Origin of the sequence: Mesorhizobium sp. B283B1A (assembly GCF_020165735.1) — a bacterium.
Lineage (GTDB): Bacteria > Pseudomonadota > Alphaproteobacteria > Rhizobiales > Rhizobiaceae > Mesorhizobium > Mesorhizobium opportunistum.
The window spans coordinates 170,516-196,981 of the sequence record NZ_JAIUIQ010000004.1 but is presented as its reverse complement, the minus strand read 5'-3'; the positions used below and the strand labels follow the sequence as shown (position 1 = coordinate 196,981).

The following is a 26,466-nucleotide window of genomic DNA, read 5'->3' as shown; positions in this document are numbered from 1 at the left end:
ATGGACCGCTTCGCCGGCATGACCGTCTTCGTTAGGGCTGTGGAGCTCGGCTCCTTTTCAGCCGCGGCGGAAGCCATGTCGACCTCGCCGCAGCTCGTCGGAAAATACGTTCGCGCGTTGGAGGATCATCTTGGTGTCCGGCTTCTGAACCGAACCACACGTCGGCAAAGCCTAACGGACTTCGGCCGCGGCTATTATGAGCGAGCCAAGCACATCCTCGCCGAAGTTGAGATGGCTGAGGGATTGGCCGAGGAGACGAAGTCGGTTCCAACCGGCAGGCTGAGGATAAACGCTCCGGTCAGCTTCGGCATACGCAGCCTTAGTCCTAGTCTGCCGGAATACCTGGAGGCCCATCCGCAGATTTCGGTGGAATTGACGCTTTCCAATCGAGCGGTCGATGTAATCGACGAGGGATATGACGCGGTCTTTCGAACCGGCGAACTCGTCGATAGCGGCCTCATCGCCAGACCTTTGGCTCCCTACCGACTGGTTCTGTGCGCCTCGCCTGCATACCTCAAGACACATCCAGCCATCGAGCACCCTCTCGATCTTCAACGGCATGAGTGTCTTGGCTTCTCCTTCACGGAGTTGAGGACGCACTGGACGTTCGACGGACCGGATGGAAGGGTTGTGGTTCCGGTATCTGGCCGTGTGATGGCCGATCACGGCGAGCCCCTGCTATGCGCGGCCGTGGCAGGGATAGGCGTCTTGCTGCAGCCGAGCGAAATCGTGAGCGAGGCCATGGCAAGCGGCGAACTGGTCGGGATCTTGCCGGATTATCGCCCGCCGTCGCGGCCGCTCAATGTGATCTACGCTCCCGATCGCCGCATAACCGCCAAGCTTCGGAGCTTTTTGGATTTCGCCGTAGCCAAATTTGGACGGTAGTGCCGCGATCGCCAGACCCCTGCCTAAGGCCGCGCGGGGTGTAATTGGAGCGAATTTGTTGTAGGTCAGCAACCATTGGCGCGATTTATCCCGCCCTGTTTCCACAATACATCCGTCAGTATCGCCGCTACCGCGGCTGCAGACAATTGGACGTTTGTTATGAGCAGCACCGCCACCTCATTCATGGCCAGGTTCGTCGAATTCATCAACTCGGCGGATCAAAAGCTGGCGAACGAACTCATCTCGCCGAATGCCATCTTTCATGTCCCCGGCAGGCCAGAGCCGATGACCGGACCTGCTGGCTACATGGCGATCGTCGCAATGATGCGAGCAGGCTTTTCCGATATCCAATGGACCTTGGAAGAGGCGGTCGCCGAGGAGAACAAGATAGCGGCCCGCTTCACGATGAACGGCACCCATACCGGACCGTTCATGGGCGTGCCATCAACTCAAAAGACGATCCACGTCCAGGCGCTGAACATTTATCACCTTGAGAATGGCAAGATCGTCAAGGAATACGGTCAGCCCGACCTCCTCGGCCTCTTGATGCAGTTGGGCGCGTTTCCCTCCTAGAAACATCACTGCAGTCCATGCACTTATGAGATTGGGTCGGCTGCGGAATGTCAGCTTACCCAAGTCCTCGGGCCAGAACTGGACAGTCCGTTCACGGCCCCCCAAGTAGACGTCAGGTCATGCGGTTTGTCAGGTGGCTGAAAAGGTCTTGAGCGATCGGGGATACCCCAAGGTTAGCGGCGACGCACACTGAGAGATATCGGCAAGCCCAGGCGTCCAGTAGCGGCGTAATCGAAATTGGAAACGTTCGCGTGCCGCCGCTCCGGCTTCGCCTTCGCGGTGATTGCGGCCATCGGCCGAACACATCGGGCGCCTGTCAGCGGGGGAGGGTCCTCCGCTTCAAACAGGAGCCGGATCGATGTCCTTCGCCGACGCGCATGCCTTCGCCTTCAGCCTCGCCGCCACTCTCATGGTCACCATCGTCATCTTTCGTGCTGGCGACGGCACTCTCTCGGTCGTGCCGGCGAACGAGTATGACGGCGACGACACCGCCATCATCGGCGAAATCGACCTGTTCGCCCCATGACGGGGGACTTCGCGTCGGCCGATGCAAGAACACCGGCGGGTTTCACCCGCGCTTTTCCTTTGCTATGCTGTGCACTGCGCCAGGTGGTGGTGGAAGGCGCCAATCGCCAGAGTCATTCTCTCGGAGACACCACCATGATCATCCTCGGCATTCTCCTTTGCGTCGCGGCCATCGGCATCTTGTGCTGGTTGCTCTTCACGCTTGCTATCGTCGCCCTCCCGTTGTTCGTCGGCATCAACGCAAGTACATGGGCATTCAACACCGGTGCCGGCTGGCCTGGCGCGATCCTTGTCGGTATCCTCGCAGCCGGGTTTACGCTCGGCATCGGCCAAATCCTCCTCGGCGTTATCAGGCCCATGTGGGCGAAGCTGGTGATCGCGATGGTCTTCGTCGCTCCCGCGATGGTTCCCGGCTACCATGCCACCCATGGCATCGCGAAGCACATGATGCCTTCGGAAATCTGGCAGATTGTCTTTTCCGTCATTGGCGCGATCGCGGTCGGCGCCATGGCATATCTGCGGGTCGCGGGCATCGCCGCCGCCGACCAATCCGGTAGGGACATGGTTCAAGCTTAAGCCCGCGGCGGGTGGACCAGACCGACGAAGGCCTAGCCTCCTTGTCATGGGTGGTTGGAGCAATCGGGCTGCATGCCAAGGATCGGGCAATGGCCAAGCCGGCGCGGCCTTGTTGGTGGACTTGGACGTTCTGTCGACGCCGCAAGGCAAGCCGACCAGCCGGTGGCAGGACGGCAGCGCGACCGGTCGCCGCGTCGTTGGAGCTGCGCGCGATCCCATGCCTGGATGTGTAGGCGATGGCAGTGAAGCTCGTAGCGATCTGCCGGCGGCGCGTTGGACGCCGACGTCTCCGATGCCAATCTGTCCCAAGAGCGCTCCAAACGGCCTCTTCAATGGGCTGATCTGGCCGAACGACGGCTGAAGCCTCGACCGCCTAGGCCGCAACGCCGCGTCTCGACTTTCTTCCCCTGCCGGCTCCCACCCCATGCCGCAAGCGCATGGGGACCCCGAGCGCCGCCATTCCTCGCGAGACAAGAAAGTCGTTCCTGCGCCGTCCTCCGCGTTGCTTCGGTCGCAAGCGATGCGTCGTCGCTCGCCTCCGGCCAAGTGATCGCCATCGAGGCCGCGTGGTGCGGGCTCGGGAACAGAAAACGGAGACTTTACAATGGCTACCATCGGCACCTTCAAGAAGTCCGCCTCGAACGAGTTCACCGGTGAAATCGTCACCCTCAGCGTCCAGGCCAAGAACGTGCGCATCGTCCCAGACACCCGCGCCACTGGCGAGAACGCTCCCAGCCACCGCGTCCTGGTCGGTCGCGCCGAGATTGGCGCCGCCTGGTCGAAGACCTCCAACGAGGGCCGCGACTATCTGGGTCTCAAGCTCGACGATCCGAGCTTCAACGCCCCGATCTACGCCAACCTCTTCGATGACGAGGAAGGTGAGGGTTTCTCCCTCATCTGGTCCCGCCCGAACGCGCGGCGGGGTGACTAAGGACCCGCGCAGGCCCCCGCCGGTACGGCGGGGGCCTTCTTGCGCCGACGTCCGGTTCGGTTCACTCAAGCCGAGAGCGATGCTGAAACCGCAACGCCTGATGCCGATCAACCATCCTCAGTCTGGGCTGTTGTTTCTATAAAATGCAGGCTTTCACTCTGAGTAAGACGAGGCAAGCGATGATCGAGCCGTTTGACGAAACCGCGCCGACCGGTGACGAACTCACCGAATACGATCGGGAACACGTCAAGCTCTATGTGCGCCTGCTTGACGCCGCCGACGACGGCGCAGACTGGCGCGAGGTGGTCGAAATCCTCTTCGGAATTGATCTGACGAAGGAGCCAAAACGCGCCCGGCGCATCCACGACAGCCATCTGGCGCGAGCGCGCTGGATGACGCGTGCAGGCTACCGTCATCTCTTGCGTCGACCCGGCAACTAGCACCACAGCGCCTATGGTTCTCGGGTGATGCCGAAACGGCATCACCCGATGCGCGTCAAGGGTCTTCCGCCAATCGCTGCAACCCGGAATCGTTTGGAGCGGGGTCTACGCGTTTCTTGCGAGGAGCTCTTGGATGAGGCCGGATACGTCGCATTGGCGAGACAATGACAGCTATGACTATTTCGACACTTTACCAATCGAAGGGCTCGCCTGGGAGTGTCTGCGGCGTCACGAACCCTATCAACGGCACTACCAAGCGCTCCTGACCACAAGAGCCGAGAAAGCACCCTTCCACCCTGAGACACAGCGGCTGTGGGGGTTGCGATTTCCCGGCCAGGCCGGATTTGTCCGCCTTGGCGCAGGACGTTCTGTGGTCGCCTGACGTCGATCCATCTGTGGTTTCTCTCGTGCCGGCGCCGGAATTCCTGTCGTCGTTGCGATCGCCGCCTTTGACCGGTCTGGGGGCGGTCCACGACAGCCCGGAAGGACGTCACCTTGTCCACAGTGCAGGTGTCGCGACCCAACTTCTCCTTCTGCCCGGCAGTGATCCGCACGGCCACCTGGCGGCGCTGATCCCCTTGGATGAAGAAACGTTGGGACGGATCGAAGCACTCACCCGTTTCTGGCGTTCCTTGCAGGGGCGCCCGACGGCTTCGGACACGCGTATGACCCCACAGCAGCGCCGCCGGTTTCGTCTGATGATGCAGGCCGCTGACGGCCGTGCGAACGGCGCGAGCTACCGCGACATTGCGGTTGTGTTCTACGGGAACAAGCGCATCGCCGCCGATCCTTGGAAGACCTCGGCGTTGCGCGATGCGGTGATCGGCCTGGTCGAAGGCGCCACCGCCCTGATCGGCGGCGGCTATTTGCATATCCTGCGTCATCGCCGTCGATCGTAGCGGTTCTGGCCCCGACGAGGGGGTGGGATTTTTGCCTCCCTCAACTTCCCCATCCCTTGCGAAGTCCATTCTCCGCCACCGTGGTCGCCGTCCACCGCTGAACGCCAGCGGCTGCCCAAAACCCCACGGAGGTCCGACCCATGCGACCCGATATCGCCGTCTTGCCGCCGCGCTTCCTGCGCACCAAGGAAGCCGCGGATTTCCTCAGCCTGTCCGCCCGCACGCTCGAAAAGCACCGCACCTATGGCACTGGTCCTTCCTACCGCAAGCTCGGCGGCCGTGTCGTCTATGCCGTCGACGATCTTCAGGCTTGGGCCGAACGCGGCGCCGTCACCTCTACATCCGACCCGCGTGGATCGGTCCTACCGGCCAAGCGTCACACATCGACGCCGCCGGCGCATGGCGGACGATACGCACGCTGACCGCGCGCGGATTCCAAATGGCAACACGAAACCAATCCCTTTCGGAGCGCGGGCAACTCGACCTGTTCCGGGCGCTGCCTGGCGACTTCGCCCCACGAGACGCGCAGGATCTCATGGCCTATCCGTTCTTCTCCCTTTCCAAGACCCATCGCATCACGCCGATCGATTTTGCCGCGGGCAACGTCACGATCCGGGTCGAAGCCGTACCCGATCATGGGATGGCAAACATCTGGGACGCCGACATCCTGATCTGGGCAGCGAGCCAGATCGTCGAGGCGCGCGACACCGGGCTTCGTACCTCGCGCCTGATGGCCGCCACGCCGTATGAGATTCTCACCTTCGTCGGCCGCGGCAAGAGCCTTCGCGACTATCAACGCCTGAAGGCGGCGCTTGACCGGCTGCAGTCCACCACCGTCTCGACGACGATCCGTCAGCCCGCCGAAGGCCGGCGTCACCGCTTCTCCTGGATCAATGAGTGGCAGGAGCGCATCGATCGCCATGGCAAACCCGCGGGGATCGAGTTGATCGTCCCCGACTGGTTCTACCGGGCAGTCCTCGATGACGCGCTCGTTCTGACGATCGATCGCGCCTATTTCGACCTGACTGGCGGGATGGAGCGCTGGCTCTATCGCCTGGTGCGCAAGCATGGCGGGCGCCAGCGCGACGGCTGGCGCTTCGACTTTCGGCACCTTCACCTGAAATCCGGCAGCCTGTCGCCCTACAAGCGCTTTGCCTTCGAGTTGCGCGACATCATCCGCCGCCAGCCGCTGCCCGGCTACTCGCTCTTCCTCGAAGTGGAGGTGGGCGGCCGGACGCTGCTCGCCTTCGAGCGGATCGCCTCCTGTGGAACGCCTGTGGACGGCCTCGTGCTATCGGGAACCGGACCTGTCGTGCCATCGGGAACCCCAGGCACGTGCTATCAGGAACCCAAACAGGCTCTAACCTCCAGAAAGCAAAGCCGAAGCCGTGCCCTTAACTTAGACTCTAACCCAGAGTCTAACTTTGAAGAGCGCGCGCGCGATGTGCAAAGGCTCATCCGACGAACCAGCGATGCACTCAGTACAGACACCGACAAAGCCTCGAATGCGCCATCGGTTTCTGACGGCAGCAGCACTGCAACCAGCGTTTCCGAAGCCCCGAATCCGCCTCTTGATCCGCGCTCGGGAGCCACCCGATGATCGCCGCCACGGACCACGCTCGCGACGAACTCGTCCATGTCGAACTGACCTGGGTCGAGAAGAAAATTGAGAACTGGATACGCTTCGGCACGCACGCCCATGAACAGATCGTCGATCGTCGCCGGCGCATCCTGTCCTATCGTCCCGGCGCAGTCTTCGCGCTCGTTCGCTGGGCCGCGAACGATTTTGGAACGATCATCTCACGCATAGATATCGTGCGTGCGGTCAGACGTGGCGAAGCCTATCAGACACTGCCCTTCGTGCGCCCCGGCGGCGACATCCTTCTCAAGGTCGAGAGCTGGCCCAAGGTCGAACGCGTGCTGCAGGCGATCGACGCCGTCCAGCGCCTCGACATCGAGCCTGAGTCGGTTTCGCCTGATCATTGGCGGCACATCCAGAACCGGATAACCGCCGGTCAGGAGCCGCGCGCCTATACGCTCGACCAACATCGCGCCTTCCTGCTGCGCAAGAGGACCGAGCCGTGAGCCGCGCCGGGATCATCCTCGCTAGCGTTCTCGCAACCGTGGGCGTCGCCTATCCCGGCCTCACGCCGATGCCCACGAAGCTCATCTGGAATGCGTCGGCTAGCGCGCCGATCGGCTTCTACACGATCGATTTCGATGGACCGTTCGAGGTCACCGATCTTGTCGCCGTCGATGCGCCCGAGCCACTCGCGGCGTTCCTCGCTGATCGCGGTTATCTGCCGAGGGGCGTGCCACTCTTGAAGCGCATCCTTGGCGTTGCCGGGCAGCGTGTATGTCGCTCGAACCTGACCATCACCGTCGACGGCGTCGAGGCGGGTGTGGCGCTCGAGCGTGATCGGGCCGGCCGTGACCTGCCTGTCTGGCAGGGCTGCCGCCGCATCCCGACCGGCGAAGTCTTCCTGATGAACTCGCAGGTCCGCGACAGCCTCGACGGCCGTTACTTCGGCCTAATCTCCACAGCCCAGATCATCGGTCGCGCGGTCCCGTTGTGGACCGACGAGGGGAAAAACGGCCGCTTCGAATGGCGCGCGTCAACGCGGTGAGCGCGCGACCGGCGGGCGCGCGTCGTGCCGCCAGCCATCATCACCGCACCATCGAAAACAGGAGCCTGACATGCAACAGATCGGGGAATTCACGCGCCAGAAGACTGGCTACAGCGGGCGCATCCACACGCTCAGCCTCAACCTCGATATCGCCATCGTGGCGGCAGAGGCGAGCGAAACGGAGAATGCGCCTGACTACCGCGTTCACGCCGGAAGCGAGGACGGCCCCGAGATTGGTGCCGGCTGGAAACGCTCCAGCGAAAAGGCCGGAGACTATGTCTCGATCCAGCTCGACGACCCGACGTTCGCGCAGCCGATACGCGCGAACCTTTTTCGCAATGGCGACGACAAGTCGTCCTGGTCGCTGCACTGGGCGCGACCACGCGACCGCAGCGAGAAGGATTGAACGATGCGCGCTCGCCGTCCGTCGACGAGCCATCGCGGTGCGCCCGGGCCGCTTCGTGCTGCCCGGCGTATGGCTCTCTTCCTCCTTTGCGGCCTGTCCGTTGCGACCGCAATGCCGGCAGCGACAGTGGCGCAGGACTTGGTCCTCGCGCGGTCGTCGCAACGCGATCCGTTCGGCGCGCATATCGCAGAAGCCTCGCACCGCTTCGGCGTTCCGACCGCGTGGATACGCGCCGTCATGCGCAAGGAGAGTGGGGGTGACGCGCGCGCCGTCTCCAGCGCTGGTGCCCGCGGCTTGATGCAGATCATGCCCTGCACATGGGATGATCTACGCGCCCGCTGGTCGCTTGGCCGCGATCCGTTCGATCCTCGCGACAATATCATGGCAGGAACGGCGTATCTGCGCGAACTACACGATCGCTACGGTTCGCCGGGGTTTCTGGCCGCCTACAACGCGGGGCCTGCACGCTACGAAGCTTACCTCGCCGGGCGTCCGTTACCGGCCGAGACCCGCACCTATGTCGCGACGCTCGCCCCGCTGATCGGTGAAAGCGAGGGTAGGGGCCCTTTCGTCGTTATGCCTGTCGAGGCCGTTCCCTGGAAGCACGACTCGCTCTTCGTAGGTCAGCCGGATCGCAACCAAGCTGTCGGTCTCGTGCCGACCGAGCGACCACCAAATGACGTGAGCTCTGCACCCACCGTGCGCGATGTCTCCGCCATCGTGCCGCTGTCCGAGGGCCTCTTCGTGGCGCGACTAGGCGAAGGGACCCAGCGATGAGCGTGTATGGGCGACTTCGCGCAACCGCAAGCTCCAGCGCACCGTGGCGTGGATGGAGGCGCAAGGTGGGAAGAACGACCGGAAGATGGCGAGATAAAAGGCCGCGAGGTGCGGCGCGGATCGGTCGTGTTGTTTCAATAGGTTATGGAGGATTTCCGCGAGGTGCGAGGATTTTGCGCACCTCGCCTGAACACTGTTTTCGACGTGATTTCAAAGCCTTGATACGATGTGCGGATATTCGCAATGAACGGTGAGGATGGTTTCCGTATCCGGCCCGGCCGCATCCGCTCGCCCAGCGCCCAGCGTGCCAGGCCCTTCATCGCGCAGGCGCTTGCGGCCGCCCGGAAGGCCGGCGGCCGCATCTCTCGCTCCGGCCGGATCAGTCCGGGCAATCGCTCGACATTCGGGCGTGGTCGCTCGGCCAGCGTGCGCGCCAATCGTCTCCTGACCGAACGCTCGCGAACCGTGATCATCAAGACACGGCTGGTGCGCCATCACGCGCGCGGCGCCCCGCTTGCCGCCCATCTCACCTACCTGCGCCGCGAGGGCGTCACCCGTGACGGGGAGAAGGCAAGGCTGTTCGGGCCGGAGGCCGATGCGGTGGATGGCGGTGCTTTCGCCGCACGGTGCGGCGATGATCGGCACCACTTCCGCTTCATCATCTCGCCGGAAGATGCCGTTGACATGCCGGACCTCAAATCCTTCGCCCGCGATCTGATGGGGCAGATGGAGATGGACCTCGGCACAAAACTCGATTGGGTGGGCGTCGATCACTGGAACACCGACAACCCGCACCTTCACATCATCCTGCGCGGCCGCACTGATGACGGGCAGGATCTCGTGGTCTCCCGCGATTACATCAAGGAGGGAATGCGCGCCCGCGCGGCCGATCTTGTTACCCAAGAGCTCGGCCCGCGCACCGATCTCGACATCCATCGCAATCTGCAGCGCCAGGTCGAAGCCGAACGCTGGACCCAGCTTGACCGGCAGCTTGTTCGCGACGGCCGCGACACAGGCATCATTGACCTTGCCACCGCTGCGAACGCCCAGCCCGATGAATATCACGTGCTGAAGGTCGGGCGGATGCGCAAGCTCGAAACCCTTGGCCTTGCGGAACAGGTCGGCCCGGGCCAATGGATGATCGACGACAAGGCCGAGGCGACGCTGCGCGAGCTCGGCGAACGCGGCGACATCATCAAGCGGATGCATCGCGCCCTGACCGAACAGGGTATCGAGCGCGGCGCGGCGAACTATGTGCTGGCGGCGGAGCGCCTCGACACGCCGATCGTCGGTCGGCTGGTCGACCGCGGTCTCGATGATGAGCTGAAGGGCAGCGCCTACGCCGTGGTCGATGGCACCGACGGCCGCACACATCACATCAGGCTGTCCGACCTCGACGCCGCGAGCGACAGCGCTCCGGGTTCGATCGTCGAACTGCGCAAGTTCCATGACGTACAGGGACATCCGCGCGCAGCACTTGCTGTCCGTTCCGATCTCGACATTGAGCAGCAGGTTACCGCCGCCGGCGCAACCTGGCTTGACCGTCAGAATATCGCTCGCGAACCGATTGCACTCTCGGAAGGTGGCTTCGGCGCCGAGGTGCGGCGCGCGATGAAGCGCCGTGCCGACCATCTCGTCGAACAGGGTCTCGGCGAGCGGCATGGCCAACGCGTCAGCTTCACGCCCAACCTGATCGGCACGCTGCGTCGCCGCGAGGTGGAGGCGCTCGGGCAAAAGCTCTCGGCCGAAACCGGCCAGCCTTTCAACCGTGCCCGCGGCGGCGAGTTCGTCGCCGGTTCCTACCGGCAGCGCTTCACGTTGGCGTCCGGCCGCTTCGCCATGATCGATGACGGCCTCGGCTTCCAACTGGTGCCTTGGACGCCATCTCTCGAAAAACATCTTGGCCGCCACGTCTCTGGCGTCGCTCGCAATGAGGACGGCATCGACTGGAGTTTTGGTCGCAAGCGTGGGCTCGGCCTCTGATCTCACTGTGAAGAAAGGACCGTTTCTATGTCCGCCACCAAGATACTTTGGGGCCAGATTCTCGCGGTCGTCGCGATCGTACTTTTCACAACCTGGGGCGCAACGGAGTGGGTGGCCTGGCGCCTGGCGTTCCAGCCCGAGCTCGGCAGGCCATGGTTCCGTGTCCTGGGTTTTCCGTTCTACCTTCCGCCGTCCTTCTTCTGGTGGTGGTATGGCTTGGATGCCTACGCGCCGTCGATCTTCGTGGAGGGCGCCTTCATTGCGGCGTCCGGCGGGTTCGCCTGCGTCGCCGTCGCCATCGGCATGTCGGTCTGGCGGGCACGCGAGGCCAAGAAGGTCGAGACCTACGGCTCCGCCCGCTGGGCCGACAAGCAGGAGGTCAAGGCAACTGGCCTTCTCGGCCCCGATGGTGTGGTGCTCGGGCGATATGACAACGACTATCTGCGCCACGACGGGCCTGAGCATGTGCTGTGCTTTGCGCCCACACGTTCGGGCAAGGGTGTCGGTCTCGTCGTCCCGTCACTGCTGACCTGGCCAAGCTCCGCTGTTGTGCACGACATCAAGGGCGAGAACTGGCAACTCACCGCGGGCTTTCGCGCCAGGCATGGCCGCGTTCTGTTGTTCGATCCGACCAATCCGAAATCCTCTTCATACAATCCATTGCTGGAGGTGCGTCGCGGCGAATGGGAAGTCCGCGACGTGCAAAACATCGCCGACATTCTGGTCGATCCGGAAGGCTCGCTCGAGCGGCGAAATCATTGGGAGAAAACCAGCCATGCCCTGCTGGTCGGCGCGATCTTGCATGTCCTCTATGCCGAGCAGGACAAGACGCTCGCCGGCGTTGCCGGTTTCCTCTCCGATCCAAAGCGTCCTATCGAATCGACGCTGTCGGCGATGATGAAAACAGCGCATCTGGGTGAGGGCGGTCCGCACCCGGTCATCGCCAGCGCCGCCCGAGAACTCTTGAACAAATCAGACAACGAGCGCTCTGGGGTGCTCTCCACCGCCATGTCGTTTCTTGGCCTCTATCGCGATCCTGTCGTGGCAGAGGTCACGCGGCGCTGCGACTGGCGCATCACCGATCTTGTCGACGGCAGGCATCCGACGACACTTTACCTCGTCGTGCCGCCGTCCGACATCAACCGGACCAAGCCGCTCATTCGCCTGATCCTCAATCAGATCGGTCGCCGTTTGACCGAAGATCTGCAGGACAGGGCGAAAGGGCACCGGCTGCTCTTGATGCTCGACGAGTTCCCGGCGCTTGGCCGCCTCGACTTCTTCGAGTCGGCGCTCGCCTTCATGGCCGGCTACGGGCTGAAGAGCTTCCTGATCGCTCAATCCCTCAATCAGATCGAGAGGGCGTACGGCGCCAACAACTCAATCCTCGACAATTGCCACGTCCGGGTGAGCTTTGCCACCAACGACGAGCGCACCGCCAAGCGGGTGTCCGACGCGCTTGGAACAGCGACGGAGATGAGGGCCATGAGGAACTATGCCGGCCACCGGCTGTCGCCGTGGCTCGGTCATCTCATGGTTTCCCGCTCCGAGACGGCTCGCCCGCTGCTCACGCCTGGTGAAGTGATGCAGCTTCCGGCCACCGACGAGATTGTCATGGTCTCGGGTGCGCCGCCGATCCGCGCCAAAAAGGCGCGCTATTATGAGGATGCACGCTTCAAGGAGCGTATTTTGCAGCCTCCGGCGTTGGTGGCGGCAGTGGAGGGGAGACCGGACGACTGGACCGGACTGCCTCTGCCATCCCGTCCGCAGATTTCCGAAGCCACCTCAGCGCTGTCGGCCACAGATGACGACACAACTGATTCCGAACGTCGTCGGCAACCCGAGCTCAGCCGCGTCGAGCCGGTCGTGAAGTCTTCGACCGAGAACGAATTCGAGATCGATCACCTCGACGATGTCGAGGACGAGGTTGCCCGCAATCGTCGATTGACGCGCCTCATGCAAGGCATTGCGCGGCAGGCGTCGCTCGACCCCGGCGACGGCGTGGATATGTGAGGCTCCGATGGCAAAGGCACCCCGCAAACAACGCCTGTCCGTCTATCTCGACCCGAAGGTCATGAGCAGGCTAGCCGAACATGCGGCGCGCCGCGATCTTTCACGGTCGCTCGTCGCGGAAGCCGCCATCGAGTCGTTCCTCTCACCCGATGCCGCCGAGCGACAGGAGGCGGCGATCACCAAGCGGCTCGATCAACTCGATCGCCGTACGGCACGCCAGGAGCGCGATCTCGCAATTGCCGTGGAGACACTCGCTGTTTTCGTCCGCTTCTGGCTGGCGACAACGCCAGCGTTGCCCGAGCCCGCGGCACAGGCCGCCCATGCCAAGGCGGGCGAGCGCTATGATGCCTTCGTCACGGCACTCGGCCGGCGCCTGGCGAAAGGTCCAAAGCTTCGACAGGAAATCTCCGAGGACATCGATGGCCGCCTGGACACACTCAAGCCCGGCGGACCCGTGGGCTAATGGACCGGCGGAATGAGATCGTTCCCGCATCGATATTGCTGAAATATCAATGTGTTGGAATGATATGTTGTTGTCATAGATCACGCTTTGCCGACCTGCCAAGTTTGGCAGAAGCCGCAGGGTGGGGTCGCTTTGCACGGGAACCACCTTCAGTCATCGCTGCGGCACCAGCGGGACGCATCTGGCGCGAAATCCGCAATTGAGATCCGTGATTGCATGAAGGACCACGCCCTCAAGAGCTTCTATGATCCCTTGGAAAAAACAGCCGTTTTCATCCGAATGACCTATTTTCGGTGGCTGAGCAGTGTCAGGATTTATCGTTGAAAATTATAGTCTGTATGCTATAAGGCAAGTGAGAATGAAAAACCAAAAGCCCGCTGTATGGATGGGGTCGTCGAAGGCAGACCTGCGCGAGTTTCCAGTCGATGTTCGCCGGTTGATGGGTGTCGCAATCAACGACGCCCAGAATGGTGAGGAGCACCCGACTGTCAAAGCCCTGAAAGGGTTTGGGGGCCGCAGCATCCTCGAGGTGGTCGACGACTTCGACGGAGATACCTACCGGGCCGTCTATGCCGTGCGCTTTGCCGGGGTGATCTACGTGCTTCATTGCTTCCAGAAGAAGTCGAAGAAGGGCAGGGAGACACCCAAGCACGAAATTGATCTCGTGACAGCGCGATTGAAGGCGGCCGAGGCGCACTACCGCGAAAACTATGGGAAAGGAAAAAAGTCATGACGGAAGACATCACCGCCGAAGTGAGCAGCGGCAACGTGTTTGCGGATCTCGGCTTTGACAATCCCGAAGAGGAATTGCTCAAGGCCAAGCTGGCCCGCGAGATCCGCGCCATCATCAAGCGCCGGCGCCTGACCCAGGCGAAATCGGCCGAGCTGCTCGGAATGAAGCAGCCCGACGTCTCCGCGATCGTCACCGGGCGCACGGGCAAGTTTTCAATAGACAGGCTGGTTCGCTGTCTGGACCGCCTCGACTACAAGGTCGACGTGGTGGTTCGCCACAAGCCTCGACGGTCAACTCGTGCTGAAGCCGCTTGATCAGACGGCTTTGCCGACGAGGGCTCAATTGACGGCGAGCGCCTCCCTTGCCTGAGGATCGTCAGCCTTGATCACAGGTCGGCACCGCCAATCTCCTGTATTTGCACGCTACGCCACTACGCCTCGATATAGGTGTTGAAACCACTCGAGATGCGGCTCTTTTAATCATCCCCGTCCAGGGGCCGCCCATGTCCCCGGATCGAAACGGGGACAGGATGGCGACTTCGCAGCACAGTTCAGAAGGCCTCGCGCGCGGCGCACGCATGTTGCGTACAGCGCTGGGATCCGCGATCGCGTGCTACCTCGACGATGCGAGCATCGTCGAGGTGATGCTCAACCCCGATGGGCGTTTGTGGATCGACCGCCTGTCCGAGGGGTTGTCCGACACCGGCGAACGTTTGTCGGCAGCGGACGGCGAGCGCATCGTTCGCTTGGTCGCCCATCACGTCGGCGCTGAGGTCCACGCCGGGAATCCTCGCGTCTCGGCCGAGCTGCCCGAGACGGGCGAGCGGTTCGAGGGGCTTCTTCCTCCCGTCGTCGCGGCACCCGCCTTCGCGATCCGCAAGCCGGCCGTCGCCATCTTCACCCTCGAAGATTACGTCGGGACCGGGATCATGTCGGCGCAGCAGGCGGACGCGTTGCGCCAGGGCGTTGCCCGCCGCGCGAACATTCTGGTCGCAGGCGGCACATCCACGGGCAAGACAACGCTGATCAACGCGCTGCTGGCCGAAGTGGCCATGACCGCCGATCGCGTCGTCATCATCGAGGATACGCGCGAACTGCAATGCGCAGCACCCAATCTCGTGGCGATGCGCACGAAAGACGGCGTCGCGTCGCTCTCGGATCTCGTTCGTTCGTCGCTGCGCCTGCGCCCCGACCGCATTCCGGTCGGCGAAGTGCGCGGAGCCGAGGCGCTCGAACTGCTCAAGGCCTGGGGCACCGGCCACCCCGGCGGCCTCGGCACGATCCACGCCGGCAGCGCCATTGGCGCGCTCCGCCGTATGGAACAGCTCATCCAGGAAGCCGTCGTCACGGTTCCACGCGCGCTGATCGCCGAAACGATCGACCTGGTTGCCGTCCTTTCCGGCCGCGGCTCCGCGCGCCGGCTGTCCGAACTCGCCCGTGTCGATGGCCTGTGCCCGGACGGCGACTACCGGGTCGCGCCAGCCGTCCTCGAGGGCGACGACAGCCCGACCTTGCTCATCCAAAGCCCAGAAGGAGAAAATCCGTGATCCAACGCCTGCGCCTCGCGCGCCATCGTCTCGCCATGACCGTTTCGGTTCCCACGCTCATCCTGGTGATGGCCGCGCCCGCTTTTGCCTCGGGCTCGTCAATGCCGTGGGAACAGCCGCTGCAACAGATACTCCAGTCGATCGAAGGCCCGGTCGCCAAGATCATGGCGGTGATCATCATCATCGTCACCGGCCTGACGCTCGCCTTCGGCGACACGTCGGGCGGCTTCCGCCGGCTCATCCAGATCGTGTTCGGCCTGTCCATCGCTTTCGCGGCGTCGAGCTTCTTCCTGTCGTTCTTCTCGTTCGGCGGCGGGGCGCTGGTCTGATGGCGGGCGCTGTCGAACAGGGCGGCCCAATGCCGGATTATGCAGTGCCGGGCTATACGGTCCTCGTGCACCGCGCGCTGACCGAGCCGATCCTGCTCGGTGGCGCCCCGCGCGCCATTGCCATCATGAACGGGACGCTCGCGGGCGCCGTGGGGCTGGGGCTGCGTCTCTGGCTCGTCGGCCTCGCAATCTGGGCGATCGGCCATGTTGCCGCCGTCTGGGCTGCCAAGCGCGATCCGCTTTTCGTCGACGTCGTTCGCCGGCATCTGCGCATCCCTGCGCATCTCACGGTCTGAGGGGGCCATCGGATGATGAATCTTGCCGAATATCGCAATCGTAGCAGCCGGCTCGCCGATTTCCTGCCCTGGGTGGCATTGGTCGGCGCCGGCGTAGTCCTCAACAAGGACGGCAGCTTCCAGCGCACCGCGCGCTTTCGCGGTCCCGATCTCGACAGCGCCGTTCCGGCCGAATTGGTCGCCGTCGCCGGCAGGCTCAACAATGCCTTGCGCCGTCTCGGGTCCGGCTGGGCGATCTTCGTGGAGGCGCAGCGCCATGCCTCGACCCGCTATCCCGACAGCCACTTTCCGGATGCGGCCTCGACATTGGTCGATGCGGAGCGAAAGGCGGGCTTCGAGGAGGCCGGCGCGCACTTCGAGTCCAGCTACTTCCTGACACTCACCTATCTTGCGCCCGCCGAAGACACTGCGCGCGCGGAAAGCTGGCTCTACGAAGGGCGCGAGAAGAAGGGCCTGGACCCCAATGCGGTGCTGACCGGGTTCGCCGATCGCAGCGACCGCGTCCTGCGCCTTGTCGAAGCCTTCATGCCGGAGTGCCGCTGGCTCGATGACGCCGAGACACTGACTTACCTGCATGGCTGCGTCTCGACCAATCGCCACAATGTCCGCGTTCCCGAAACGCCGATGTATCTCGACGCCATGCTGGCCGACCAGCCGCTGACCGGCGGGCTCGAGCCGCGGCTTGGCCCGTCGCACCTGCGCATTCTCACGGTCACGGGGTTCCCGACCGCGACCACGCCGGGTCTGCTGGACGAACTGAACCGGCTGTCCTTCCCGTATCGCTGGTCGACACGCGCGATCCTGCTCGACAAGACCGATGCGACCAGGCTGCTGACAAGGATCCGGCGTCAATGGTTCGCCAAGCGCAAATCGGTCGCCGCGATCCTCAAGGAAGTGATGACCAACGAGGCGTCCGTCCTCGTGGACACCGACGCCGCAAACAAGGCCGCCGACGCCGACATGGCGCTGCAGGAGCTCGGTGCCGACTATGCCGGCATGGCCTATGTCACCGCGACGGTGACGGTGTGGGACGATGATCCTGGCATCGCTGACGAAAAACTGCGCCGGGTCGAAAAGGTCATCCAGGGCCGCGATTTTACGGCGATGATCGAAACCATCAACGCCGTCGACGCCTGGCTCGGCAGCCTGCCAGGTCACGTTTACGCCAACGTCCGTCAACCTCCCATTTCCACGCTCAATCTCGCCCACATCATCCCGCTTTCCGCGGTGTGGGCGGGGCCGGAACGGGACGAGCATTTTGCAGCGCCCCCTCTGCTCTTCGGCAAGACCGAAGGCTCGACCCCGTTCCGGCTTTCGCTTCACGTCGGCGACGTCGGCCACACGCTGATCGTCGGCCCGACTGGCGCGGGCAAGTCCGTGCTTTTGGCGCTGATGGCGCTGCAGTTCCGCCGCTACGCGGGCTCGCAGGTTTTTGCCTTCGATTTCGGCGGCTCGATCCGCGCGGCCGCACTCGCCATGGGCGGCGACTGGCACGATCTCGGCGGCGACCTCAGCGATGGGGCGATCGACAGCGTCAGCCTTCAGCCGTTCGCCCGCATTCATGATGTCCCTGAGCGCGCCTGGGCCGCCGACTGGATCGTGGCGATCCTGATGCGCGAGAATGTGACGATCACCCCTGAGGTCAAGGAGCATATCTGGACAGCGTTGAGCTCTCTGGCGTCCGCGCCTGTCGAGGAGCGCACCGTCACCGGTCTGGTCGTGCTGCTGCAATCAAATGATCTCAAGCAGGCATTGCGCCCCTATTGCGTCGGAGGCCCCTACGGCCGGTTGCTCGATGCCGAGCGCGAGCATCTCGGATCGGCGTCGGTCCAGGCATTCGAAACCGAAGGGCTGATCGGAACGGGTGCTGCGCCCGCGGTCCTTTCCTATCTCTTCCATCGCATTGAGGACCGCCTTGATGGCTCGCCAACCCTTCTCATCATCGACGAAGGTTGGCTTGCGCTGGACGATGACGGTTTTGCCGGCCAGCTCCGCGAATGGCTGAAGACGCTGCGCAAGAAGAACGCCAGTGTCATCTTCGCCACGCAGTCGCTGAGCGACATTGATGGCTCGGCAATCGCGCCCGCGATCATCGAAAGCTGCCAGACCCGGCTTCTCCTGCCGAACGAGCGCGCCATCGAGCCGCAGATCACGGCGATCTATCGCCGCTTCGGCCTCAACGATCGCCAGATCGAGATCATCGCGCGGGCGATGCCGAAGCGCGATTACTACTGCCAGTCCCGTCGCGGCAACCGGCTGTTCGAGCTCGGTCTGTCGGATGTGGCACTCGCGCTTTGCGCTGTATCCGCAAAGACCGACCAGGCGGCGATCGCCCATATCGTCGCCGAGCATGGCCGCGACGGGTTCCTCGCAGCCTGGCTGACCCACCGCGACGTGGGCTGGGCCGCTGAACTCGTTCCCGCACTAACCAGCCCCGCCCTCACCAACAAGGAGAAGTCCCCATGAAAATGCGCCCTTCACTTGCCATGCGGTTCGCTGCCGCCCTGATTGCCGCTCCCGCCGCGCTCTCGCCGATGCTGGCGACTCCGGCGCACGCCTTCATCGTATTCGATCCCACGAACTATACGCAAAACGTGCTGACGGCAGCGCGCTCGCTCGAGCAGATCACCAACCAGATCACCTCGCTTCAGAACCAAGCGCAGATGCTCATCAACCAGGCCCGCAATCTCGCAGGCCTGCCGTTCTCTTCGCTGCAGCAGCTCCAGCAGTCCGTGCAGCGGACCCAGCAGTTGCTCGGGCAGGCGCAGAATATTGCCTATGACGTCCAGCAGATCGATCAGGCCTTCCAGCAGAAATACGGCAGCGTCTCGCTGTCGGCTTCGGATCAGCAACTCGTCACCGACGCGCGCTCGCGCTGGAGCAACACGGTTGGTGGCCTTCAGGATGCCATGCGTGTGCAGGCGGGCGTCGTTGGCAACATCGATACCAATCGCAACGAGATGTCGGCGCTGGTCGGCCAGAGCCAGGGTGCGACCGGCGCGCTTCAGGCAACACAGGCCGGCAACCAGCTCCTCGCCCTGCAGGCGCAGCAACTCGCCGATCTCACCGCTGTCGTTGCCGCGAACGGTCGGGCGCAGGCATTGCAATCGGCCGAACAGGCCACCGCCGCCGAGCAGGGCAGGGAGCAGCGCCGCCGCTTCCTGACGCAGGGCTCGGGCTACCAGCCCGGCAGTGCGCAGATGTTCTATGGCAAGAACTGAGGACGGCGCGGTGGACGGTAAGATCCTCGCGCGCATCGGCGCGGTCGTCTTCATCGCGGTCGCTTTGACTGTGACCGCGATCGAGATGAGCAGCAAGAATGATGAGCCTGACGCCCCGGCGATGCGGGACCGTTCCATCGCGTCACAAGACCCGCTCGCGTCCGAATTGCGACGCTGTTCGGGGATCGGCGAGGCCAGCCCCCGCGATCCCGGTTGCTTGAGGGCATGGGCAGAAAGCCGGCGCCGGTTTCTCGGTCAACGTGACGCGGCAACCGCGCCTGATCCGGTAGCGCCGACAACGCTGTTTCCGGACGTAGCGGCGTCAGGCGACCGGAAAGAAGGAGAGCGGCCGGATGTGACCGCTCCTGAGACGCAGGTCGAGCCGCCTCGGCCGGAGGCTCGCTGACGTGGGCGGCATGGGCGTAATCGACCATTTCCTCGAAGTCTTCACGCGCTACATCGACGGCGGCTTCGGCCTGCTCGGCGGCGAGGTCGGCTTCATCGCCACGACCCTGATTGTCATAGACGTGACGTTGGCTGCGCTCTTCTGGTCCTGGGGGGCGGACGACGACATCATGGCGCGCCTCGTCAAGAAGACGCTGTTCGTCGGCGTCTTCGCCTATCTCATCTCCAACTGGAACAATCTCGCCCGCATCGTCTTCGAAAGCTTCGCCGGGCTTGGCCTGAAGGCCTCGGGAACGGGTTTTGCCGTCGACGATCTCATGCGCCCGGGCAAGGTGGCGCAGACCGGGCTCGACGCCGGCCGGCCATTGCTGGACTCGATCTCGAACCTGATGGGCTATTGGTCCTTCTTCGAGAACTTCATCCAGATCGCCTGCATGTTCTTCGCCTGGGCGCTGGTGCTGTTGGCCTTCTTCATCCTGGCAATCCAGCTCTTTGTCACCTTGATCGAGTTCAAGCTGACGACGCTCGCCGGTTTCGTGCTGATACCCTTCGGTCTGTTCGGCAAGTCCGCCTTCATGGCCGAGCGGGTGCTCGGCAACGTCATTTCGTCCGGCATCAAGGTGCTGGTGCTCGCCGTCGTCATAGGTATCGGTTCGACTCTTTTCTCCGAGTTCACCGCAGGCTTCAGCGGCAACACACCGTCGATCGACGACGCCATGGCGATCGTCCTGGCCGCGCTGTCGTTGCTCGGCCTTGGCATATTTGGACCTGGCATTGCCAACGGTCTCGTCTCCGGCGGCCCGCAACTCGGCGCGGGCGCGGCGGTCGGCACCGGGCTCGCCGCCGGCGGCATGGCAGCAGTGGGCGCCGCGGCCGCCGGCGCCGTCGTGTCCGGCGGCGCGGCTGTCAGCGGCGGTGCAGCAGCGGCGGCCCGTGGCGGTGCCGCCACCGCGGGCAGGGCATCCACAGCCTACAATCTCGGCGCGGCCGGAGACTCTGGCTTTTCTGGCGTCGCATCCGGGCTCGGCGGTGTCATCAGCGCCGGCGCCCAGGGTGCCATCTCACCGCTCAAGCGCGCAGCCAATAATGCGGCAGGCAGCATGAAGCACAGCTACCAGTCCGGCGCTCGCGCAGCCTTCGAGACGACGGGCGGATCATCCACCGCCGGCACAATCGGCGCGATCGCCGCCGAAGCCGGCTCCGCTCCCGCCGCGTCCTCCGCCACCGAGAGTCAGCCCGCCTGGGCGAAGCGCATGAAGCGCTCGCAACAGATAACGCACGGCGTCCAGGCCGCCGCCCACGCTGTTCGCAGTGGTGACAGCCATGGCGGCGGCTCCTCGATCAACCTCTCTGAACGAGACTAAGCATGTTCAAACGACCGTCCACGCATTACGGCAAACACCCACAACCCGAGACGCCCTACCAGCGCGCTGCCCAGGTCTGGGACGAGCGCATCGGTTCCGCTCGCGTGCAGGCGCGCAACTGGCGTTACATGGCCTTCGGTTGCCTGGCGCTCGCCGCCGGGTTCTCAGCCGCGCTCGTCTGGCAATCCGCCAGCGGCTCAATCGTGCCCTGGGTGGTGCAGGTCGATCGTCTCGGCCAGGCGCAGGCTGTCGCCCCCGCGGTCGGCGACTATCAGCCGAACGATCCGCAGATCGCCTTCTACCTGGCGCACTTCATCGAACAGGTGAGGTCGATCCCCGCCGATCCGGTCATCGTGCGGCAGAACTGGCTGCGCGCTTATGACTTCGCGACGCAGGGCGGGGCGCTGGCTCTCAACGACTATGCGCGCGCCAATGACCCGTTCACCAAGGTCGGCAAACAACAGGTCGCCGTCGACGTGTCGTCGGTCATCCGCGCATCGCCGGTGAGCTTCCGCATCGCCTGGGTCGAGCGCCGCTATCAGGACGGTTCGCTCGCTTCCACGGAGCGCTGGTCTGCGATCCTCACAATTGTCGTGCAGGCCCCGCGCGACGCCGACGCGCTGAGGAAGAACCCGCTCGGCATCTACATCAACGCCATCAACTGGTCGAAGGAGCTTGGACAATGACGCCCGCACTCTTCAAGGCCGCCCACTCGGGGTGTCCAACTTTCCTCATCCAGGCAGTGCCGGCGTTTCGTAGGACAGCCTTTCCAGCACTACTGCTTTTGACCTTGGCGCTTGCGGGCTGTGCCACCAGGCAAAAGCCGCCGGAGATCTCCTATGACGATCCGGTCCCGGCCGTGCAGGCCGTCGATCCGCCCCCGCCCGTCAAGGTGGTGGAGCTATCAAAGCCGCTGCCACTTCCAGGCCAGTTGAAGCCAGTCGGCAAGGACGCAAAGCCCGAGCCGGAACCGACCGATCCGACCGCGCGCGTGAACCTGGCCAACGCGGCCGCGCGCGTCCAGCCTGTGCGCACCGGCTTCATCAACTCCATGCAGGTCTATCCATTCGTCGATGGCGCGCTCTATCAGGTCTATGCATCGCCAGGGCAGATCACCGACATCGCGCTCCAGCCCGGCGAGCAGCTCGTCGGCTCCGGTCCCGTCGCCGCCGGCGACACCGTGCGCTGGATCATCGGCGATACCGAGAGCGGTGCGGGCGGAGCCAAGCAAGTCCACATCCTCGTCAAGCCGACGCGCGCCGAACTCATAACCAATCTCGTCATCAATACCGATCGGCGCACCTATCACATGGAACTGCGCTCGACGCCGTTCACCTATATGGCGTCGGTTTCCTGGCAGTACCCGCAGGACCAACTCATTGCCTTGCGCCGTCAGAACCAGCAGGCCGAAGCTGCACAGCCGGTCTCGACCGGCATCGATCTCTCTCGTGTGAATTTCCGGTACGACGTGACAGGCGATCGCGCGCCATGGCGGCCATTGCGCGCCTTCGACGATGGCAAGCAGGTGTTCATCGAGTTCCCGCGGGGCATCGCCCAGGGCGAGATGCCGCCACTCTTCGTGGTTGGGCCGCAAGGCGACACGTCCGAGCTGGTCAACTATCGCGTGCGCGGCAACTACATGATCGTCGACCGGCTGTTTGCCGCCGCCGAGTTGCGCTTCGGCGCCGGCAAGAACCAGAGGCGCGTCCGGATCTCCCGCACCGATGGGGTAAGGAGCAGTCGATTTTCATGGATGCGTGGGCCTGCTGAGACCCCACCAGCGACGTACCTCCGCACAGACAGGGGAGGGTCGTCATCGTGACCAGCAATTTCGATCCCGGGAAGGAAGAAGGCCGGAGGCCGGCGAATGACGCCCGGCCGGAGGCACCTATGGAGGATGATGACCGGCCATTGACAGGCGAACCGGCCGAGGCCATGCGGCTGCGCGCCGAGCCGCCGCGCGTGTCGCGCCTGTCGCGCAAGGCGCTGGCAGGATTAGGGCTCGCCGCAAGCCTGACTGTCGGCGGGGCGCTGATTTACGCGCTGCAGAACCGCCAGCAAGGCCAGGGACAGGAGCTGTATTCGACCGACAATCGTTCGACACCCGACGGCCTTGCCGGCCTGCCGAAGGACTATGCCGGCGTTCCGAAGCTTGGCCCACCGCTCCCCGGTGATCTCGGCCGCCCGATCCTCAACGCGCAAAATGGCGACCCCGCGCCATCAAGCGGCCTCGTTGGACCGGACCCTGAGCAGCAGCGCCGGGAACAGGAGCTGGAGGCGGCGAGGACCGCGCGACTGTTCGCGTCCACGCAAACACGGTCCGCCAGTGACGCGACTGTCCCTCGAGCCGTGACAGACACCATGCCACAGACCGATCTCGCCAGCCTTGGCCTCGCGCCGCAGCCAGCGCCGCCCTCGGCGCAGGACCGCCAGCGCGCGTTCCTCGATCAGCCGCCGGACAAGCGTACCGTCTCGCCTGACCGCGTCGCGCCGCCGGCGTCGAAGAATGTCCTGCAGGCGGGGGCCGTCATCGCGGCCGCTCTCATCACCGGCATTCGCTCCGACCTGCCGGGTCAGATTACGGCGCAGGTTACCGAGAATGTCTATGACAGCCCCACCGGCCACATTCTTCTCATTCCGCAGGGCGCGCGCCTCATTGGCCAGTATGACAATGGTGTCGGCTTCGGCCAGCGCCGCGTGCTGCTTGTCTGGACCAGGCTGATTTTTCCTGACGGCCGCTCCATCGTTCTTGAACGTGAGCCCGGCGCGGACGCCGAGGGCTATGCTGGCCTCGAGGATGGCGTCGACTATCACTGGGGCGAGTTGTTCAAGGCCGCCGCACTTTCCACGGTCCTGAGTATCGGCGCGCAGGCAGGCTCATCGGGCCAGGAGAGCGACATCATGCGCGCTCTGCGCCAGGGCGGCGCCTCGGACAGCATCAGCCAGACAGGCCAGCAGATCGTCCAGCGGCAGCTCAACGTAGCGCCGACGCTCACCATCCGACCGGGATTCCCGGTGCGCGTCATCGTCACGCGCGATCTCGTGCTCGAACCCTACGGAGGCTGAAAATGGCCAAGCTGAAACTGGGGCCAATCGCCGACGACAAACCCGTCAAGGTCATGGTGGAACTCCCCGCGGCGCTGCACCGTGACCTGACCGCCTATGCCGAGATACTCGGCCGCGACGCGGGGCAAAGGCCCGCCGATGCGCCGCGCCTCATCGTTGCCATGTTGGAGCGGTTCATGGCGACGGATCGGGGCTTTGCCAGGGCAAAGCGTTCCGAGGGTGGTCAGAGGCCAGACGACTGAGGCGGACCGGGTCAGTCGCGCGTCATGGCGTGACTTCAGAAATCGCGCTGCGGCGTTCCGTGCTTCCTGCATTGACAGGGGCATGCCCGGGTCGCGTTGAAGTCACCATGTTTCTTGCGGTCCCAACCAGCCGCAAAAGAGCACGCTTTGGGTTCGATTCCAGCCACACCGCCTTGATCGAACTGATGCTTCTCTGGCCACTGACGGGTTTCCACACCGTGGCATCAATGGCGACCGTCCTGGCAAAACCCTCGCCCGCAAGAGTGACCCCTTGACCGAGTTGCACCTTGAGGATGAGCGTTGCTTCGCTGGCGCGGCATATCTGGACAGTGGGGCCACCGCTCGCGGCGATATGCTCCAGCAAACCCGGATCCTGCGGCGATGCGCCTGAAACCAGCAGGCACGCATCTGCAAGATCTGCCCATGTGACAGCAGGCCTTTCAGCAAGCCGATGGTAACAAGGCAGGAGAACGAACAAGCGCTCGTGTGCAAATATCTCGCTACGGCATAAAGCGGCGTTCTCAAGCCCCTGCGTGAAGACGATATCGAGGCGCCGGCGGCGTATAGCCGCCAGGCACTGTTCGACTGGAACGTCTTCGATCGCGACGCACACGTCCGGATGCAAACGGCCAAAACGATCGATGAGACGCGCCACGAACGTGCGCCCCATCTGGGCGCATAACCCTATCCTGACCGTTTTGGCATCCTGGTGACCGCGGCTACCTCCGGCCATGGCATCGTGCAAGCCTTCATAATGAGCACGGACGAGGTCGACCCAGTCCCGACCCGCCTCGGTCAGCCGAACGCCATGGACGTCGCGGTCAAACAGCTGCATGTCCAGCAATTGCTCGAGAGCAACGATGTTGCGGCTGACACAGGATTCCCTCACCCTGAGAACTCTTGCAGCCTGCCTGAGGCTGCCATGGTCGACAGCTGCAAAGACATGGTCCAAACGGCGGAGCGTGTTGTTGACCTGTCTCAAGGCTCAGGAGCCTATTCTTGCGCGGCGGCGCTAACCGGCAGGGTCGGATACAGGCTGGTTTCGTAGACGTACTCGAGCGGAATGGCTGGAGCGGCCATCTGGGAAAGGTACCGGTTCAGGTTTTCCTCGCTATTGCTCGCAGCGAGGCTACAGAAATTTCCGCTGTTCCACGTCAGGGAGCAGTAGCTGAAATGCGCGCGTATTGCGTCGGCCATCTGTGCCAAAGTCACCTCATTCCCGAACATCGTGTCCAGAACGAGGGTTTGCTTCTTCTCGATTTCGTCCGGGGGAAAATAGCGCGCCTTGAAGCCGAAATCCTTCTGGTATTCGCGACGCCTGTAGTCCGGTTCCTCGACAGCCCGGAACTTCTCGACGAAGACGAAGATGCCGTCCTGCTTGAGGTGCTGGGTCACGAACTCGATCTGGCTTGCCCTGTTTGGCGAGTACATCTGGAAGGTCGTATCTTCCAGAATCATATCGAAGCCGTTGGCGAAATTTGCCAGTCGCGGATCCGAGCTCAGGACGTCCTTTGTCAACTTATGGAAGGGGCCAATGAAGAAGTCGGCGTGCGGTGGTTCGCCATAGGCCATGAAGCTTGTGTAATTCTCCGCGTTCGGGCTGCACGACAGTGTGCGTATCTGTCCCTCGGCCAGTTCCGACAACGTTCTCGCCATCGTGCCTTCCGCCGTTCCAAGGCTGTATAGCGAAAGCGGAGCGCCACGATGGCGGGCATATTTCAGCACTGCGTAGGCCATCCGGCACTCCTCTTCCAATCTGTAGGGAATGCTGCCGTGGTAGTGCTGGTCGAAAAAACCCTGTCGTGCCGCATGCAGGCTGACCAGGCCGCGCAGCAGTTCATCGCTTGGCAGAAGGCGGCCATCGGCGACGGGCTTGCGGATCGGCATCCCGCTCTTTCCGGCGGCGGTCGCCGCGAAAAAGCCGGCGAGTCCGTTGATCCGTGGGCCATTGTCGCACTCAGCCAGAAAGTCGTCGAGTCCACGCATCGCAGTATGCCTCCAGCACCGTTTCCATTGGTGAGATGCCGATACGTCGCTGGGGAAATTCGACTAGGATAAGTGTTTTCTAATATTCACCGCGCTCAAGTATTGGCGGGAGCAACTGGTAGGCCTGCCGGATACTGGCGGCTTTCCCTCGCTTGCCATTTTTTCGCTAAAGTCACATCTTCT

32 protein-coding genes are annotated in these 26,466 nt (G+C 63.5%); 30 read left to right on the top strand and 2 right to left on the bottom strand.

Annotated features, from left to right (window positions below):
* From LB577_RS04870 to LB577_RS04725, 30 genes are all read left to right on the top strand, one after another.
* Entirely contained in the window at nucleotides 1–885 is an 885-nt protein-coding gene (locus LB577_RS04870; protein WP_023769056.1) for a LysR family transcriptional regulator, read from the top strand.
* Between the two features lie 159 nt (nucleotides 886–1,044).
* Nucleotides 1,045–1,458: an ester cyclase gene (locus LB577_RS04865; protein WP_023769057.1), complete on the top strand. Its 414-nt coding sequence runs from the start codon at nucleotides 1,045–1,047 to the stop codon at nucleotides 1,456–1,458.
* Between the two features lie 358 nt (nucleotides 1,459–1,816).
* Nucleotides 1,817–1,984, top strand: a complete 168-nt coding sequence (locus LB577_RS04860; RefSeq protein WP_224685769.1) for a hypothetical protein — start codon at nucleotides 1,817–1,819, stop codon at nucleotides 1,982–1,984.
* A gap of 134 nt (nucleotides 1,985–2,118) precedes the next feature.
* On the top strand, nucleotides 2,119–2,559 hold the full coding sequence (locus tag LB577_RS04855) for a hypothetical protein (protein WP_224685768.1): 441 nt from the start codon (nucleotides 2,119–2,121) through the stop codon (nucleotides 2,557–2,559).
* A gap of 604 nt (nucleotides 2,560–3,163) precedes the next feature.
* Nucleotides 3,164–3,490, top strand: a complete 327-nt coding sequence (locus tag LB577_RS04850) for a DUF736 domain-containing protein (RefSeq protein WP_023731557.1) — start codon at nucleotides 3,164–3,166, stop codon at nucleotides 3,488–3,490.
* A 179-nt stretch (nucleotides 3,491–3,669) separates the two neighbouring features.
* Complete coding sequence (locus LB577_RS04845; protein WP_224685767.1) at nucleotides 3,670–3,930, top strand: DNA -binding domain-containing protein; 261 nt, start codon at nucleotides 3,670–3,672, stop codon at nucleotides 3,928–3,930.
* A 133-nt stretch (nucleotides 3,931–4,063) separates the two neighbouring features.
* Nucleotides 4,064–4,312 carry a transcriptional regulator domain-containing protein gene (locus tag LB577_RS04840; protein ID WP_224685766.1) on the top strand — a complete coding sequence of 83 codons (249 nt, stop codon included), beginning with the start codon at nucleotides 4,064–4,066 and terminating at the stop codon, nucleotides 4,310–4,312.
* The gene (locus LB577_RS04835; protein WP_224685765.1) at nucleotides 4,284–4,829 is read left to right on the top strand and encodes a DUF2285 domain-containing protein; all 546 of its coding nucleotides are present in this window, start codon (nucleotides 4,284–4,286) and stop codon (nucleotides 4,827–4,829) included. The genes LB577_RS04840 and LB577_RS04835 overlap by 29 nt, the downstream gene beginning before the upstream one ends.
* Nucleotides 4,830–4,969: 140 nt before the next feature.
* Nucleotides 4,970–5,251, top strand: a complete 282-nt coding sequence (locus LB577_RS04830; RefSeq protein ID WP_008877975.1) for a helix-turn-helix transcriptional regulator — start codon at nucleotides 4,970–4,972, stop codon at nucleotides 5,249–5,251.
* A 17-nt stretch (nucleotides 5,252–5,268) separates the two neighbouring features.
* Nucleotides 5,269–6,429 carry a replication initiator protein A gene (locus LB577_RS04825; protein ID WP_224685764.1) on the top strand — a complete coding sequence of 387 codons (1,161 nt, stop codon included), beginning with the start codon at nucleotides 5,269–5,271 and terminating at the stop codon, nucleotides 6,427–6,429.
* Nucleotides 6,426–6,914: a DUF2840 domain-containing protein gene (locus LB577_RS04820; RefSeq protein WP_224685763.1), complete on the top strand. Its 489-nt coding sequence runs from the start codon at nucleotides 6,426–6,428 to the stop codon at nucleotides 6,912–6,914. The genes LB577_RS04825 and LB577_RS04820 overlap by 4 nt, the downstream gene beginning before the upstream one ends.
* The gene (locus LB577_RS04815) at nucleotides 6,911–7,456 is read left to right on the top strand and encodes a S26 family signal peptidase (protein ID WP_224685762.1); all 546 of its coding nucleotides are present in this window, start codon (nucleotides 6,911–6,913) and stop codon (nucleotides 7,454–7,456) included. The genes LB577_RS04820 and LB577_RS04815 overlap by 4 nt, the downstream gene beginning before the upstream one ends.
* A gap of 70 nt (nucleotides 7,457–7,526) precedes the next feature.
* The gene (locus tag LB577_RS04810; RefSeq protein WP_140562169.1) at nucleotides 7,527–7,862 is read left to right on the top strand and encodes a DUF736 domain-containing protein; all 336 of its coding nucleotides are present in this window, start codon (nucleotides 7,527–7,529) and stop codon (nucleotides 7,860–7,862) included.
* 3 nt (nucleotides 7,863–7,865) lie between these two features.
* Nucleotides 7,866–8,639, top strand: a complete 774-nt coding sequence (locus LB577_RS04805) for a lytic transglycosylase domain-containing protein (RefSeq protein WP_224685761.1) — start codon at nucleotides 7,866–7,868, stop codon at nucleotides 8,637–8,639.
* 243 nt (nucleotides 8,640–8,882) lie between these two features.
* Nucleotides 8,883–10,622, top strand: a complete 1,740-nt coding sequence (locus LB577_RS04800) for a relaxase/mobilization nuclease domain-containing protein (RefSeq protein WP_224685760.1) — start codon at nucleotides 8,883–8,885, stop codon at nucleotides 10,620–10,622.
* Between the two features lie 27 nt (nucleotides 10,623–10,649).
* Nucleotides 10,650–12,632: a conjugal transfer protein TraG gene (locus LB577_RS04795; RefSeq protein ID WP_224685759.1), complete on the top strand. Its 1,983-nt coding sequence runs from the start codon at nucleotides 10,650–10,652 to the stop codon at nucleotides 12,630–12,632.
* Nucleotides 12,633–12,639: 7 nt separating this feature from the next.
* Nucleotides 12,640–13,095: a ribbon-helix-helix protein, CopG family gene (locus tag LB577_RS04790; protein ID WP_224685758.1), complete on the top strand. Its 456-nt coding sequence runs from the start codon at nucleotides 12,640–12,642 to the stop codon at nucleotides 13,093–13,095.
* 385 nt (nucleotides 13,096–13,480) lie between these two features.
* Nucleotides 13,481–13,828, top strand: a complete 348-nt coding sequence (locus LB577_RS04785) for a type II toxin-antitoxin system RelE/ParE family toxin (RefSeq protein ID WP_411969195.1) — start codon at nucleotides 13,481–13,483, stop codon at nucleotides 13,826–13,828.
* On the top strand, nucleotides 13,825–14,142 hold the full coding sequence (locus tag LB577_RS04780; protein ID WP_023707464.1) for a helix-turn-helix domain-containing protein: 318 nt from the start codon (nucleotides 13,825–13,827) through the stop codon (nucleotides 14,140–14,142). Before LB577_RS04785 ends, LB577_RS04780 begins: the two co-directional genes overlap by 4 nt.
* Before the next feature lie 215 nt (nucleotides 14,143–14,357).
* The gene (gene trbB / locus LB577_RS04775; RefSeq protein WP_224685756.1) at nucleotides 14,358–15,374 is read left to right on the top strand and encodes a P-type conjugative transfer ATPase TrbB; all 1,017 of its coding nucleotides are present in this window, start codon (nucleotides 14,358–14,360) and stop codon (nucleotides 15,372–15,374) included.
* Nucleotides 15,375–15,409: 35 nt separating this feature from the next.
* Nucleotides 15,410–15,703 carry a TrbC/VirB2 family protein gene (locus LB577_RS04770; RefSeq protein WP_246678489.1) on the top strand — a complete coding sequence of 98 codons (294 nt, stop codon included), beginning with the start codon at nucleotides 15,410–15,412 and terminating at the stop codon, nucleotides 15,701–15,703.
* Nucleotides 15,703–15,999, top strand: coding sequence for a VirB3 family type IV secretion system protein (locus LB577_RS04765; protein ID WP_057143547.1), 297 nt, complete (start codon nucleotides 15,703–15,705; stop codon nucleotides 15,997–15,999). Before LB577_RS04770 ends, LB577_RS04765 begins: the two co-directional genes overlap by 1 nt.
* Nucleotides 16,000–16,011: 12 nt before the next feature.
* Nucleotides 16,012–18,465, top strand: coding sequence for a conjugal transfer protein TrbE (gene trbE / locus LB577_RS04760; protein ID WP_224685755.1), 2,454 nt, complete (start codon nucleotides 16,012–16,014; stop codon nucleotides 18,463–18,465).
* Nucleotides 18,462–19,220, top strand: coding sequence for a P-type conjugative transfer protein TrbJ (gene trbJ, locus LB577_RS04755; protein WP_224685754.1), 759 nt, complete (start codon nucleotides 18,462–18,464; stop codon nucleotides 19,218–19,220). Before trbE ends, trbJ begins: the two co-directional genes overlap by 4 nt.
* Before the next feature lie 10 nt (nucleotides 19,221–19,230).
* On the top strand, nucleotides 19,231–19,626 hold the full coding sequence (gene trbK-alt / locus LB577_RS04750; RefSeq protein ID WP_224685753.1) for a putative entry exclusion protein TrbK-alt: 396 nt from the start codon (nucleotides 19,231–19,233) through the stop codon (nucleotides 19,624–19,626).
* Between the two features lies 1 nt (nucleotide 19,627).
* Nucleotides 19,628–20,989, top strand: coding sequence for a P-type conjugative transfer protein TrbL (gene trbL / locus LB577_RS04745; RefSeq protein ID WP_224685752.1), 1,362 nt, complete (start codon nucleotides 19,628–19,630; stop codon nucleotides 20,987–20,989).
* Between the two features lie 2 nt (nucleotides 20,990–20,991).
* Nucleotides 20,992–21,675, top strand: coding sequence for a conjugal transfer protein TrbF (trbF, locus tag LB577_RS04740; RefSeq protein ID WP_224685751.1), 684 nt, complete (start codon nucleotides 20,992–20,994; stop codon nucleotides 21,673–21,675).
* Nucleotides 21,672–22,811: a P-type conjugative transfer protein TrbG gene (gene trbG, locus LB577_RS04735; RefSeq protein ID WP_224685750.1), complete on the top strand. Its 1,140-nt coding sequence runs from the start codon at nucleotides 21,672–21,674 to the stop codon at nucleotides 22,809–22,811. The genes trbF and trbG overlap by 4 nt, the downstream gene beginning before the upstream one ends.
* A gap of 68 nt (nucleotides 22,812–22,879) precedes the next feature.
* Complete coding sequence (locus tag LB577_RS04730; protein ID WP_224685749.1) at nucleotides 22,880–24,055, top strand: TrbI/VirB10 family protein; 1,176 nt, start codon at nucleotides 22,880–22,882, stop codon at nucleotides 24,053–24,055.
* Between the two features lie 2 nt (nucleotides 24,056–24,057).
* On the top strand, nucleotides 24,058–24,297 hold the full coding sequence (locus tag LB577_RS04725; protein WP_224685748.1) for a DUF2274 domain-containing protein: 240 nt from the start codon (nucleotides 24,058–24,060) through the stop codon (nucleotides 24,295–24,297).
* A gap of 22 nt (nucleotides 24,298–24,319) precedes the next feature.
* Here LB577_RS04725 and LB577_RS04720 read toward each other — a convergent pair whose 3' ends face one another.
* Nucleotides 24,320–25,279, bottom strand: coding sequence for a LysR family transcriptional regulator (locus LB577_RS04720; protein ID WP_224685747.1), 960 nt, complete (start codon nucleotides 25,277–25,279; stop codon nucleotides 24,320–24,322).
* Nucleotides 25,280–25,290: 11 nt separating this feature from the next.
* A complete protein-coding gene (locus tag LB577_RS04715; RefSeq protein WP_224685746.1) occupies nucleotides 25,291–26,283 on the bottom strand; it encodes a class I SAM-dependent methyltransferase in 993 nt (330 codons plus the stop codon).
* Between the last annotated feature and the right edge of the window lie 183 nt (nucleotides 26,284–26,466).

Coding starts and splice junctions, on each gene's coding strand:
- trbG (WP_224685750.1), top strand. CDS start 21,672: ATGACGCCCGCACTCTTCAAGGCCGCCCACTCGGGGTGTCCAACTTTC.
- LB577_RS04795 (WP_224685759.1), top strand. CDS start 10,650: ATGTCCGCCACCAAGATACTTTGGGGCCAGATTCTCGCGGTCGTCGCG.
- LB577_RS04855 (WP_224685768.1), top strand. CDS start 2,119: ATGATCATCCTCGGCATTCTCCTTTGCGTCGCGGCCATCGGCATCTTG.
- LB577_RS04765 (WP_057143547.1), top strand. CDS start 15,703: ATGGCGGGCGCTGTCGAACAGGGCGGCCCAATGCCGGATTATGCAGTG.
- trbB (WP_224685756.1), top strand. CDS start 14,358: ATGGCGACTTCGCAGCACAGTTCAGAAGGCCTCGCGCGCGGCGCACGC.
- LB577_RS04810 (WP_140562169.1), top strand. CDS start 7,527: ATGCAACAGATCGGGGAATTCACGCGCCAGAAGACTGGCTACAGCGGG.
- LB577_RS04825 (WP_224685764.1), top strand. CDS start 5,269: ATGGCAACACGAAACCAATCCCTTTCGGAGCGCGGGCAACTCGACCTG.
- LB577_RS04860 (WP_224685769.1), top strand. CDS start 1,817: ATGTCCTTCGCCGACGCGCATGCCTTCGCCTTCAGCCTCGCCGCCACT.
- LB577_RS04865 (WP_023769057.1), top strand. CDS start 1,045: ATGAGCAGCACCGCCACCTCATTCATGGCCAGGTTCGTCGAATTCATC.
- LB577_RS04845 (WP_224685767.1), top strand. CDS start 3,670: ATGATCGAGCCGTTTGACGAAACCGCGCCGACCGGTGACGAACTCACC.
- LB577_RS04805 (WP_224685761.1), top strand. CDS start 7,866: ATGCGCGCTCGCCGTCCGTCGACGAGCCATCGCGGTGCGCCCGGGCCG.
- LB577_RS04830 (WP_008877975.1), top strand. CDS start 4,970: ATGCGACCCGATATCGCCGTCTTGCCGCCGCGCTTCCTGCGCACCAAG.
- LB577_RS04730 (WP_224685749.1), top strand. CDS start 22,880: ATGGAGGATGATGACCGGCCATTGACAGGCGAACCGGCCGAGGCCATG.
- LB577_RS04850 (WP_023731557.1), top strand. CDS start 3,164: ATGGCTACCATCGGCACCTTCAAGAAGTCCGCCTCGAACGAGTTCACC.
- trbJ (WP_224685754.1), top strand. CDS start 18,462: ATGAAAATGCGCCCTTCACTTGCCATGCGGTTCGCTGCCGCCCTGATT.
- LB577_RS04800 (WP_224685760.1), top strand. CDS start 8,883: ATGAACGGTGAGGATGGTTTCCGTATCCGGCCCGGCCGCATCCGCTCG.
- trbF (WP_224685751.1), top strand. CDS start 20,992: ATGTTCAAACGACCGTCCACGCATTACGGCAAACACCCACAACCCGAG.
- LB577_RS04820 (WP_224685763.1), top strand. CDS start 6,426: ATGATCGCCGCCACGGACCACGCTCGCGACGAACTCGTCCATGTCGAA.
- LB577_RS04785 (WP_411969195.1), top strand. CDS start 13,481: ATGGGGTCGTCGAAGGCAGACCTGCGCGAGTTTCCAGTCGATGTTCGC.
- LB577_RS04725 (WP_224685748.1), top strand. CDS start 24,058: ATGGCCAAGCTGAAACTGGGGCCAATCGCCGACGACAAACCCGTCAAG.
- trbE (WP_224685755.1), top strand. CDS start 16,012: ATGATGAATCTTGCCGAATATCGCAATCGTAGCAGCCGGCTCGCCGAT.
- LB577_RS04840 (WP_224685766.1), top strand. CDS start 4,064: ATGAGGCCGGATACGTCGCATTGGCGAGACAATGACAGCTATGACTAT.
- LB577_RS04770 (WP_246678489.1), top strand. CDS start 15,410: ATGACCGTTTCGGTTCCCACGCTCATCCTGGTGATGGCCGCGCCCGCT.
- LB577_RS04870 (WP_023769056.1), top strand. CDS start 1: ATGGACCGCTTCGCCGGCATGACCGTCTTCGTTAGGGCTGTGGAGCTC.
- LB577_RS04780 (WP_023707464.1), top strand. CDS start 13,825: ATGACGGAAGACATCACCGCCGAAGTGAGCAGCGGCAACGTGTTTGCG.
- LB577_RS04790 (WP_224685758.1), top strand. CDS start 12,640: ATGGCAAAGGCACCCCGCAAACAACGCCTGTCCGTCTATCTCGACCCG.
- LB577_RS04715 (WP_224685746.1), bottom strand. CDS start 26,283: ATGCGTGGACTCGACGACTTTCTGGCTGAGTGCGACAATGGCCCACGG.